This window comes from Thalassotalea fusca (assembly GCF_053485835.1).
Map to the genome: position 1 here is coordinate 119,558 of NZ_JBQRUN010000001.1, position 12,374 is coordinate 131,931.

Annotated in this window: 8 protein-coding genes and 1 tRNA gene; 4 read left to right on the forward strand and 5 right to left on the reverse strand. The window is 40.7% G+C overall.

Translation table 11 applies throughout. The annotated features are described in order from the left end of the window. Window positions 1-10: 10 nt before the first annotated feature. Complete coding sequence (locus ACSLUK_RS00520) at window positions 11-3,097, reverse strand: efflux RND transporter permease subunit (protein WP_448546536.1); 3,087 nt, start codon at window positions 3,095-3,097, stop codon at window positions 11-13. 10 nt (window positions 3,098-3,107) lie between these two features. After that, a complete protein-coding gene (locus tag ACSLUK_RS00525; RefSeq protein ID WP_448546537.1) occupies window positions 3,108-4,208 on the reverse strand; it encodes an efflux RND transporter periplasmic adaptor subunit in 1,101 nt (366 codons plus the stop codon). 167 nt (window positions 4,209-4,375) lie between these two features. On the opposite strand from ACSLUK_RS00525, the gene ACSLUK_RS00530 reads away from it, so the two are divergent. The 3 genes from ACSLUK_RS00530 to ACSLUK_RS00540 all read left to right on the forward strand — a co-directional run bounded on the left by ACSLUK_RS00530 (window position 4,376) and on the right by ACSLUK_RS00540 (window position 6,481). Then, complete coding sequence (locus ACSLUK_RS00530; protein WP_448546538.1) at window positions 4,376-4,999, forward strand: TetR/AcrR family transcriptional regulator; 624 nt, start codon at window positions 4,376-4,378, stop codon at window positions 4,997-4,999. Window positions 5,000-5,133: 134 nt separating this feature from the next. Beyond that, window positions 5,134-5,220 (forward strand) — tRNA-Leu (locus tag ACSLUK_RS00535). A 133-nt stretch (window positions 5,221-5,353) separates the two neighbouring features. Beyond that, the gene (locus ACSLUK_RS00540; protein ID WP_448546539.1) at window positions 5,354-6,481 is read left to right on the forward strand and encodes a hypothetical protein; all 1,128 of its coding nucleotides are present in this window, start codon (window positions 5,354-5,356) and stop codon (window positions 6,479-6,481) included. A gap of 103 nt (window positions 6,482-6,584) precedes the next feature. Here the strand turns inward: ACSLUK_RS00540 and ACSLUK_RS00545 are convergent, their stop codons facing one another. Together ACSLUK_RS00545 and ACSLUK_RS00550 are read right to left on the reverse strand one after the other, a co-directional pair. Then, window positions 6,585-7,037, reverse strand: a complete 453-nt coding sequence (locus ACSLUK_RS00545) for a GNAT family N-acetyltransferase (protein ID WP_448546540.1) — start codon at window positions 7,035-7,037, stop codon at window positions 6,585-6,587. A 1-nt stretch (window position 7,038) separates the two neighbouring features. Then, window positions 7,039-7,647: a LysE family translocator gene (locus ACSLUK_RS00550; protein WP_448546541.1), complete on the reverse strand. Its 609-nt coding sequence runs from the start codon at window positions 7,645-7,647 to the stop codon at window positions 7,039-7,041. Window positions 7,648-7,762: 115 nt separating this feature from the next. On the opposite strand from ACSLUK_RS00550, the gene ACSLUK_RS00555 reads away from it, so the two are divergent. After that, a complete protein-coding gene (locus tag ACSLUK_RS00555) occupies window positions 7,763-9,151 on the forward strand; it encodes an aminotransferase-like domain-containing protein (protein WP_448546542.1) in 1,389 nt (462 codons plus the stop codon). Window positions 9,152-9,784: 633 nt separating this feature from the next. Here the strand turns inward: ACSLUK_RS00555 and ACSLUK_RS00560 are convergent. Then, window positions 9,785-12,205, reverse strand: coding sequence for an ABC transporter permease (locus tag ACSLUK_RS00560; RefSeq protein ID WP_448546543.1), 2,421 nt, complete (start codon window positions 12,203-12,205; stop codon window positions 9,785-9,787). Window positions 12,206-12,374 lie beyond the last annotated feature (169 nt).

Genomic DNA, 12,374 nt, shown 5'->3' on the forward strand with positions numbered 1-12,374 from the left:
AGTTCATCGACTAGCTCTTAGACAGAGTTAAATCATCAGGTACGCTGACCTTATAAAACGCACAATATAACGCAGGTACTACGCCTAAAGTGAGGATTGTGCCAACAGCTAAACCAAATGCAATGACGTTTGCCATACCGTAAAACAATGGATCTTGACCAATAATCAGTGGTAAAAGCCCCATAACTGTCGTAATGGTTGTCATTGCGATAGGACGCAGCCGAGTCAAACACGCATCTACAACGGCTTGATAAGGCGACTTGCCCGCTGCTTGTTCAATGTCGATACGATCAATAAGTACAATGGCGTTGTTAATAATTATCCCAGCCAAACTATACAATCCAAGGGTAACCATAAAGCCAAACGGCGCTTGCATAACAATTAACCCAATCACCGCACCGATAAAAGACAAAGGTATTGTTAGTGTAATAATTAACGGCTTGCGATAAGAATTAAACTGCGCAACCAGTAGTATTAAGATGAAACCCAATACAATTGGTACGTTGGCACTAAGGGCTTTTTGCGCATTTGCAGATTCCTTGATAACCCCGTCGTACTCTATCACGTGGTTAACAGGTAGATCGTGGGCGAGCGCCATTATTTCTTCGTCGACGATACGTTTTAGGTCTTCAGCTGACATTTGTGTATTGCGAGCTTCAACACTAATGGTTCTAAACATATCTTCATGCTGTATTACCGAGAATTGTGCAACCGGCGCAAAGTCAGCCACTTGGAACAATGGAATGGCATTACCTGTTCTAGACGAATGAATATTCAGCGTGCGCAATCTATCTAAGCTATGACGTTCTGCTTCAGATGCTCTTAGCACGATCGGAATAACTTCGTCGTCATCTCTAAATGATGTTATGTGAGCACCAGTGAAATAGCTGTCCAATGCCTGAGCAATTTCGCTAGAGGTCAATCCTGCGCGTTTTGCTCGGTGTTGGTCTATTTGCACTTCCACTTTAACAATGAGATTTTCCCAGTCATTTCTTACGTTGATAGTATTAGGCACCTCATTTAGCACATCCATGATTTGCTGGGCTTTCTTGTAGATAACATTCTTGTCGGGCCCTTTAACCTGTACTTTTAAAATGCTTGAATCAGAAGGTCCTAAGAACATTTTTTTCACGCGAGCCGATACGTTAGGGAAATTAGCTTCAATCTGTTCATCGAGTGACAGCGTGAGTGCACTAATGTCAGCGCCTTCGACCGTATTAATAACAATAAAGCCTTTATTTTCAGCAGGGTCTTCTGGATTTAATGACAACACAAAGCGTGGCCCACTAAAGCCGACATACCCTGAAAAACTCTCGATGTAGTCGTGCGTTGATTTGTCATTCAGCCAGGCAAAAATGTCTTGCATTTGGCGGTTGGTTTCCTTGGACGATGTACCATTGGGCAAATCAATGTTGACTAATACTTGGGTTCGGTCTGAGTTTGGAAAGAATTGCTGAGCAACAAACTTCATTGAAGCACCTGCGCCAATAAACATGGCGAGCATTAGCAACATGAACACAGTCTTATGCTTTAAAACCCAATGTAGGAAACGAGCATATTGCAGCTGGTAGCTGGTTTTATTGCTACTTTCTGTTGTTAATGTTTGTGCGTCGGATGCTTTAGGTACCTTGATAAAGAAATAGCTCAATATTGGTGTAACACACAGTGCTAGTACCCAACTTGATAGCAATGTAATAAGTATAACTAGTGAAATTGAGCGCGTGTATTCGCCGGCAACATGTTCAGCTAACATCAGAGGAACAAAGAATAAAATGGTTGTTGCCGATGAACTTAACAATGGAATAGCCAGTTCCTTACAGCCTTGAATCATTGCATCATAACGTTCTATGCCTTCTTCCAGACGACGCTTAAAATCTTCTGCGATAACAATCCCGTTATCAACGAGCAAGCCAAGTGAGATGATCAAAGTGGCCAAACTCATACGTTCTAGCTTGATGCCGCTAAATTGCATGATAGAAAGCGTAACCAGCATAACAAACGGCACAATGGCGCCTACGATCAAGCCAGTGCGAACGCCTAGGAATAGCACGACAACGACCAACACTATTGCCAATGTTTGCAGCACGTTAAGCGAAACACCGCGCACGGTTTTTTCCACCTGCTCGGCTTGATAGGTCGCAATATCGAGTTGATAGCCAATGGGTAACGTTGCTTGAATATCGGCAAGCGCGAGTTTGAATCGCGGTGCGTATTCCAAGATATTGACATTGGATAGCATCGACGTTGCAAAGAATATGGCTGGCTCGCCATTGAAATAGGCCAGTTTGTCTGGCGGATCGATAAAGCCTTTACGAATAGAAACAACGTCTTTAAGCGCGATGAAATCTTCAGTGTTCGGGATGTTTATATAGGTATCTGCAATGTCAGGTACACTGTCAAAATTCCCTGTGGGTTCAATAATAAAACTACGAGTGCCGGTATCAACTTGTCCGCCTGACTGGATGATGTTTTGTTTTTGTAACTCAGAAATGAGTGTATATGGTGAAATGCCTAGTTGAGACAGCTTGGCATTTGATGCCTCCAAGAAAATACGTTCTTCTTGGCGCCCTAGAATATCAATTTTCTTTGTACCTTCAACGCCGTATAAACTGTCGCGAACATGCTGGGCAATGTCATACATTTCAGCCATGTCAAAACCGTCTGCGGTTAGCGCCAATGTAATCACAGATACGTCGCCGAACTGATCGTTAACAAATGGGACTGAGGCGCCGTCAGGTAACTGGGCACGAGCGGTGTTTACTTTGTTGCGTAAATCTTGCCAAATATCATCAAGATTAAAGAAACGATCGTATATCTTAACGTGGATGGTTGATAAACCCGTTGAAGACGTAGACTTGATCTCTTTTACTTCTGGAATTTTTCGTATTTCTTCTTCCAGCTTTCGCGTTATTAACTGTTCTACGCGATCAGGCGCCATACCGGGAAATGACGTCGTGACGATTGCTTCACGAATGGTAATTGAAGGATCTTCCTGTGCGGGTAGCGAGAAGTAAGCAAATACACCGTTGATTAACATTAAGCCGATAATCAACAACACCGTTTTTCGGTATTTAAATGCGAGTTCCGTTAAATTCATGGTGGCTACCTTAGTTGAAACGCTGGGTATGTTTGTCTAACAAGGTAACCTGTTGGCCATCGCGTAAAAATGCCACGCCAGCGGTTGCAACAATTTCACCATCTTTAAGCCCTGACGAAATAAATACATCATTATTAAGCACATTTTCAGTTTGTACTGGACGCTTATGTACGGTTTGTGTTTCTGGGTTATAAACAAAGACGAAGGATTCTTGCCCAACATCAGCACCAAGTGCATTGACTGGCACTTTGATTGTCATGCCGGTATAGCCAGTACGGCCAACACCTTCAAATGCAAACGCGACTTCTGCTGTCATACCAGCACGCAGGTTGCTGTTATCACCTTGTAGAACGACTGTTAGCGGAAAGGCATTGGCAGATTCTGCACGCGTCCCAATTTCAGTGATACGGCCGTTGCGTTCGAGGCTAGGTAAAACAGGAAATGTCACTGGCAGTATCGTGTTTTTCTTTAGCTGCTGAATCAAGTTTTCTGGCACCATGACACGCACTTCCAAGCCATGCTTACCTTCGATTTCAAATGCGGATTGACCAGCTGCAATTTGCTGGGAAGGTTCAATGAGGCGTTTAGTAATGATGCCATCATAAGGCGCTAACAAAATACTGTCCTGCAGGTTTTTACGGGCGATATCGAGTTGTGCCTGAGAAACAGCAACGGCACTTTTTGATGATTCATACATTGCTTTGGCATTGTCAAAACCTGAACGGGATACTAACCCTTGCTCAATGAGTTGTGCATAGCGTTTATATTCATTTTCTGCTTCGGCATACGATGCACGAGATTGGTTGAGCGCGGCTTGTGCGGATTGCAGGCTTAAATTAAAGCTGCGTTGATTTAGGCGCGCAAGTTCCTGACCTTTTTTAACCTCATCGCCTAATATCACCTTAATTGACTGTACTTTGCCGCTAACTTCAAAACTCAGGTTGGTGGCTTCAACAGGCGCAACAATGCCAGATAAAGTGCGTATCTGTTCAAGCTTGGCTAGTTTCACTTCTGTCCAGGCAATAGGACGGATAACGTTACGTTCGGGCGCGGGTTCTTTATTGCATGCCGCTAACAAAGTTAGCACAAGCAAAGAGGTCAGTAATCGCATAAATAATCCTATGGTTTTCGCCAAGTTAACTCATCTAAAGCCTAGCCTAGATTGCTAACAATGGTGTTAAATTTATCAAAAATGTTATTTGGTACTACAAAGTACCACTTATTCTGGTACTATGTAGTACCAATGTCAACAACAGATTTATACGAGTTAGTTACAAAGTGAAAAATATTGAGCAACAGTTCCCCTCAAAACCATTGTCAGATAGAGGAAAACTCATATTGCAAGCGGCACAAAAATTGTTCTTGTCGCATGGCTATGAAAACACCTCTTTAGAGATGATCATTACTGAGTCAGGAGGATCAAGGCGCAATATTTATAGCGAGTTTGGTAACAAAGAAGGTTTGCTCAAGGCGGTAATGCAAGAGCAAGTGCGTCAGCAAGTAGGTACACTAACCTCTATTGATTACACATTGCCACCTGCAGAAGCATTACAAAAGGTGTGTGTGCCTTTTGTTAGCGGGTTCTTAAGCGAAACATTATTAGGGTTATTTCGGTTGATGGTTAATATAGTGCCACAGCACCCAGAAATAGGTGAGCTTATCTATAACTATGGCCCTCTAACGGGTTGTCAGCCGCTAAGTGACTATTTAGCAAGCTTGAACGAACAAGGCATACTGGCAATTGATGATACGCAATTTGCCGCTAAACTTCTTATCGAAATGGTGAAAGGGCGTCTCCACATTCGCGCATTGCTATTACCGGAGCACACCATTCCGGAGCAAGATGTCGAAGACCATGTGGCCAAAACAATCGAGATATTTTTACGCGCTTATAGGCCATAAGAATACTTTCATCTATTTGAGTGCTTAATAAATCAGCAATTGAATGAAAGCGTTGAAAAAACCTGTTGCCATGCGTACTTTTTCTCGTATAATGCCAATCACTTCAAGCAGCAATGCTTGTTAGTCACTGTGTCGCCGGAGTGGTGGAATTGGTAGACACGACGGATTCAAAATCCGTTGCTTTTGCGAGCGTGACGGTTCAAGTCCGTCCTCCGGTACCATTTTCTTGTTTACGATAGCAAGAAAAACGAAACCAGCTATTAAGCTGGTTTTTTTGTGTCTGAAATTTGTGATGCAATCAAGTACTTGGTACCTTATTGTGTTGCATTATCTTGAACTGTCCAAGGAAGTGACGTGAACAAAAGCTTTATAGGAATATTTACCGTACTGGCGTTCATTGGCAGCTTTCTGCTTGCCAACTATTTCAGCGACCACAACGTTAATTTGCACACTCAGCTTAATAAGGCCATTCATTGGGCAGAGTCATTATTTCATGCTGAGCCAGAATTAATTCAGCAGCCAGTTATTGCGGAGCAAGCTACTGCTAAGGCACAACCTAAGAAACAATACCTACATGTAGAAGTTGGCAATTCCAAAGTCTGTAAAGACACTTCCTTAGGCGAAGTCAAATATAAAAAGGTCGGTGAGGTTTATACTTGGATTGATGAAAGAGGAATAGCCAATTTTAGCAGCACGCCACCTAAAAATGGTGACTACACGCTATTGAACTATGCAGGCGAAAAGGTATTTGATTATTTTAACTTAGACCTAAACACCGAAAACCTACCTTATGACTTTCATCAAAAACTAACATCAAAGCTAAATAAGTTATTTGAGATTTATGGGCTACTATTGGATAGATCATCTCTAAAAAAGGTAGATATTAATCTTCATGTATATCCATTTAAGGTGGCTTTTGATCAAATAAAAACCAAGTACAATATGCCAATTGGCGATAATACTCCCGGGTTTTATAGTCATGCCTCGAACCAAGCTCATATTTTGCTTACCAACCATGTGGCAACAATGCGAACTGCCACGCATGAAGCAGCCCATGCTATTAACCGAGGTATAATTGGCTATAGTCCAAAGTGGCTAAATGAAGGCTTAGCTGAATACAGTGAGTATATTGAGGTGAAGGGCAAGAGTACTATGATTTATCCCAATCAAAACTGGACTAACAATGGCTTTATATCAGAACAGTTGTTGCCTTTAGATGAATTGCTATCTGCCACCACAAGTGATTGGAAATCAGAGTTAAGCAAAAGGTTATATGCGACCAGTTGGGCATTTATCTATTTCATGATGGAAAATCAGAAAAGAAAAAGCATGTTATCTCAGGTTATCAAATATGAGCAACAAAACCTGTGTAATGTTATTGAGTATCAACAGATAGAGAAAGTATTGGGTGTTTCTATTCATGAGTTGCAAAGTAAATTCAGCGATTGGGCTAGCGTAAGACCTATGCCGCAAGCTTTATAAATAATAAGCTCAGGTCAGATTCAAATTAAAAGCTTGAAAATAATGTGTAGCTGACCCTATTTACCTATCTGACCCGATTTACATTCTGACCCTATTTACATACTCACCCTTGTTTCAAATAAATTCCTGGCCTTGCAATTTGCATCATCATTTCTGGGTTATCTACTGAACTAAAGCCGAATTTCTTATATAGGTTATGTGCATCTCTGGTACATAGCATGAATCGTCTTAATCCCTGTAGATCTTGGTGTTGCATCACAAAACCAATTAAGGCTGTTCCTAATCCTCTTTGGCTGAATTCTGGCAATACAAAAACATCAGCCAAGTAAGCAAATGAACACTTATCTGTGGTCACTCTGGCAAAACCAATCTGGCTTTTGTTCAAGTACAGACCAAAACATAATGAGTTGTCTATGGCTGTAATGATCAGGTTTTTTGGAATGCCTTCTGACCAATAACTCTGAGATAAGTAACTGTGAATAACATCAGGTTGCAATTTAGTTTTATCATCACTCAGAAAGTATTCCAGGCCATCATTAGTAAAGTGCTTTTCCATCTTAAACTCCAACCACCATAAATACACTGGCCAAGGTTGCGAACGCCAATGTAAAGTTGAATACTCGCCATTGACCATCAGTTTTTAAGATCTTTTGCATTGCCACACCACAACATACCCAAAACAAACTGCCAATGAGTCCAGTAACAGTCCATACCAATATCACCATTACCACAGAATACATATAACCATCGCCTGCCAGTGTAAAAGCCGTTAAGCAAGTGATTCCTGTCATCCAGGTTTTAGGATTGATGAACTGGAAACTTGCACCGTGCCAAAAGCCTAATGGTCGACCTTTGTTTTCACTTTGATTAGCAGGCGGCGCAAATGCGATTTTCATCGCCAGATAAACCATGTAACCAACACAAATTATCTTCAAAAAGTGCTGAGTTTCGGGGTAGGCGATAAACAGTGCACCCAGTCCTAAACTAAGTAACAAAACCAGTAATAAGTTTCCTAAGCGAATTCCCCAAACAAAAGGCATACTGGCCCTAAATCCGAAATTTGCACCATTTGCCGAGAGTAAAAGGTTATTTGGTCCAGGAGTAGATGTTGCCGTAATAGTAAAAATCATCAGGGGGATAAACAGAGCGAGCAATTGTTCGTACATAATTAATCCTTGTATTTTTAAATTGTATGGGTACAATTTTGTTTGAATTAGTATCAATGTGAAGAATTGATATCATATTAGAGAGAATTAAATAGACAAGGATTTTATTGTCACCATGACAATCTGGACTCCAACATTAGATTCAGGCACTGCCAAATACCTAGCCCTTGCAAATGCTATTGAGGCTGCAATAGAAACTGGCACATTAAAACCAGATGAAAAGCTGCCGCCACAACGCCGCCTAGCAGATGCACTTAAAGTAACTGTTGGTACCGTAACAAGGGCATATAGCGAAGCTGAACGAAGAGATCTGGTTGTCGCTAAAGTGGGCAGTGGTACTTTTGTTAAGGCAGCAAATAAAACCGACTCAACAGCATATACTATGGCGCACAGTGTTCCCGGCAAAATTGATATGCGCGCAGCCTTTGCGCCTCAAGGGCCACAAGCGAGAATGTTGTCAAATGCAATGTCATTAATGGCTACCGATCAAAGGCTACTCCAAGATCTGCTGTGTTATGCACCTGAATTAGGACACAAAAAACACCGAGAGTCCTTTCAACGATGGTTGGCAAATGAACCTGTCGAGCTAGACACCTGCGATTTCTTAATTACTCACGGTGGCCAGCATGCAATTAGTGTCTTAATCAATATGCTCTGCCGTGAAGGTGACTGTATTCTCACGGAAAATATGGTTTTTCCAGGTGTATTGTCTGCTGCACAAGACAGAGGAGTTAAAGTTGTCCCAATCGAGATGGATGAGAATGGAATAATCCCTGAAAGTGTCATTATTGCTTGTCAGCGTCATAAGCCAAGAGCGATTTATTTAACGCCAAATGTTCAAAATCCGAGTGGCACTCAACTTTCAGTCGAGCGAAGAAAACAACTAATCGATATTTGCCGTCAATTCGACATGAAGATCATCGAAGATGATGTGCAATTTTTAGCGAGAGAAGATAAACCAATAAGTATGCAACAGTTGGCACCAGACATTTGCTTCTATTTAACCAGCTTTTCTAAACGCTTTGGTGGTGCTATAAGAATTGGCTTATTAGTGACGCCAGAAGAATTTTTCAACAAAACCAGATTGTCTTTGAGAGCATCATCTTGGACGAATTCCCCGCTGCTCATTCACTGGTTGTCGCTTTGGATAGACAACGGTGAGCTAGCCAATCTGGAAAACTGGCTAGCTAGTGAAATGCGTAAAAGACATAAAATAGCCAAAGAGTATCTTTCTACTTGGCTTAAACCAACACCTGATAGCAGTTTTAATTTGTGGTTACAGTTACCTCCGGGCTGGTTAAGCCATGAATTTGTTTCACAGGCATTTGAACAAGGGGTATTAGTGAGAAGTGCTGATGAATATCGGGTCGCATATTATATGCCTGCGCCCGCCGTTCGTTTGTGTTTAAGCCGTCCAATCGACCACGAACAATTGACCGAAGCCGTGAAAGTACTTAGAGCCATCTTGGAAGGTGGTCCGTTGATTAAGGACGCGCTCATATAAGTAAAAAATAAATGGGTCAGGTACAATTAATCGCTAGAAAGTAATGTGTAGCTGACACTAAAACCTATGCTACTCCAATTCCATGAACATGACGATGTAATGCCCAGGGATCAGGTAACTTTCAGTTTCAGAGTAAACACAAAATTTTCTCGAACCTCTTGATTTGGTGCGGATTTCGGCATTCATGACCACGTGTTTACCATCACTTGCGTCGTAAGTTTCAACGGCCAACTCCCAATACCGAGCTACAACCTTTTGGTAAACTTTATCGGGAAATGCGGTTTCCTACCATGTGTTTTTGTCAGGAATACCTTCTACTGTATAACCTATTTTTCTTAAAAATTGCTCGTTCACAAATACAACTTAGTGATTAAGCGATTTTCGATCATCTTTCACGACAATTTCTCCCAGAGGGCTGGGGGAGTTTAAGTATTCTTCAGGTATTAGGCTCGAAGTCATTATTCAAGCTTCCTGTAATTCACCAAAGTCGTATTTTGATAATCTATTGTTGCCATGAATTAATTTTAGAACATCTAAGTTATTTGAATAGCCTTAAAGAAGGTGTCTCTAATGCAGAATAATTTATGTACTAGAGACGGGAATGTATTTTGTAGCCAACTTTTTCCTGTTCAATCAGTCATAACTGCTTCTTAAATTGTTGATAGGCCTTGTGTTAATGTACTTTCTCAATGGGAGGTAACATGCGAGCAGTGACATTGTCAGTATGAAAGTAAATGTTAGTGTAATTGAGATTAGAAAATCTAGATGCAGCCCACTATCGCTACCGAAATTCAAATAATTAATAGTGACTAGCATTATTATAGCGCTTGTGAACATGCCCAAATAAATGGGTCTCATATTGTCTGATAATACCAAATTAACAACATCTCGCTTTTTCGCGCCAATGGCTAAATGGATACCTAGTTCAAATTGGCGCAATCTAGTGTTGTGATTTACCAACCCATATATGCCAACACCCGACAAAAATAATGTGAATGTTGCAATGATAAGAGAAGAAACCGCTGCGGACACTTTTGTGAATAGCAATTGGTCATGTATTTTCTTCAATGGCGTATAGTCAAATAGCGTCCAGTTCGGTGCTGTTTCTTGTATGAGGTTTAGTAACTCACTTCTTGCAAGCTCTTGATTTTCTTGGGTGCTCAAAAGCAATGTTGCGCTTGACAATGTCGCTGGACGATAAGAGCGCATTGGAACGTTGCTCGAACCCGGTATGACTATTCCTTTCACTACACCAATAATTGTAAGTGACTGGTTGTTAGGTGTACTAAGTGTCATTCCTACAGCACTTTTATCAGGGGCAATATGTTTGGCGAATGATTGGTTAATAATAATCACAGGATTTTGGTCTTTAATATCTGAATAATTAAAGTACCGTCCTTCAAGCAATGGCTGTTGAATCAATTTAAAGTATTTATCGTCTACGCGTCTGTTTTCAACTGTATATCGAGAGTTTGTATCTGCAGTGATGAAAGCTGCTTGGCCTGTCGCTATCAACGGAGAATTGGATTGGCTTATCGAAGTAACAGAAGGCAAGCGCTTTAATTTTTCTATCATCTCTAACATGGTGGCCTTTCGCTCATCAGTTGATAAGTCTCTTGGGCTGGAAAGTACCATATGGCTGTTATTGTTTGTGCTAAAATTCAATGGTTGGATGATCTTGGCTAACGAATTATCAAATACATTCATGCTCGCAAACACAATAACGCTGGCTATTGTCACTTGAGCTGCTAAAAAAGCGTTTCGAACCAATTTAGACACTTGCTTACTTGTACCTTTTCCACCTGTATGAAGTTGAGTAATGAGGTGTTTTCGATCAATCATTTTATTGCAAACCCATGCAAAAAAAGTAGCAAGTAGTAAAACTGATATAACCGCGGAGACCAACGTCACATCGTTAATCGATAATTCTTCAATCCTAGGTAGTGTCGACATGAGCACTTCTTTGGTTAACCAAATGCCCGTGGATGCTACTAGTAAGCCAATAACTGTTGAGAAAAACATTAACAAAATGGATTCGGTAAAAAAGTGATTAAAAATATGATTAGATTTAGCGCCAACAGCCGCTCTAATGGCGTAGTTTCGCTTTTGTTCACTTACTCGAGACATAAAAAGGTTAGCGATATTGGTACAGGCTATAATCAATAACCCCAGAATAGCGCATAGCAATAGATAGGCTGTTTGGTCAGTATCTCCTAAAATTATTTCGTGTAGTGAACGAATGTGCATTTGGATTTGCCAACCGTCAAACAAACTGATATCAGCCACGTTTTGCTGCCAGATATCGTTTACTAAATTTGAAATACTTTGCTCAGCCTGTGCAAAAGATACATTCGTTTTTAACTTGCCGATAAAAGTTAAATTTGGTCTGATGTGGCCCCATTTATTCGCCAACATGGCATTTGAGTTAAAATCCCAAGGAAGCCAAATGGCAGTTGTGCTGTTACTGTAAATGCGTGGCTCAATGAATGATTTGTCCATCACCCCAATAATTGAGAAACTTTTGCCTTTGATAGTTACTTTTTTTCCTACAATATCTTGGTCAAATTGATACTCGTTCTTCCATGTTTCATAGCTTAATACTACGACAGGATTGTGTGTGTTTAACCCTTCCGATGGCTCAAACCCTCTTCCTAATACTAAAGATGCGTTGAGCAAAGAGAACCATTCAGGTGTTACGTAAGCGGTATTTACCAGAGGCTGAGCAATTGATGAAAGTAAAACATCATTTTCGTAATTAATGAGACTGGCTTGATCAAAAACGTTTTGGTTTTTATAGAGATGGATTAATCCGGGGTAGGTAAAGGCCGTAAGGTTATTGATATTGTTTTCATTGAATAGTGCATGATCAACTCTAACAAGCCTTTCTTGATCTGGATAAGGGAGTGGCTCTAGCAGAAGTAAATAAGCTAAGGTAATTACAACTAACAATGCACCAATCGTGGTTCCCAGTGTTGCTAAGACAGTTCCTACAAATACTGGCGTTTTTTTTAAACTAGCCCATGATTGCTGATAGGTATTTATCAAATTCAGCACAAATACAATCCCTTATATTAACTTTAGTTTTCGTATTAATAAGCGATAATCATGCCATACTACTTTGTTAATAAAAACAATAGATTAACATTAACTAAATAAATCAGAACTGCGCAACAGGTTCATTAGCGAACTTATTGGTTTCGAAATTGGGAATGCCGTGCAAAGG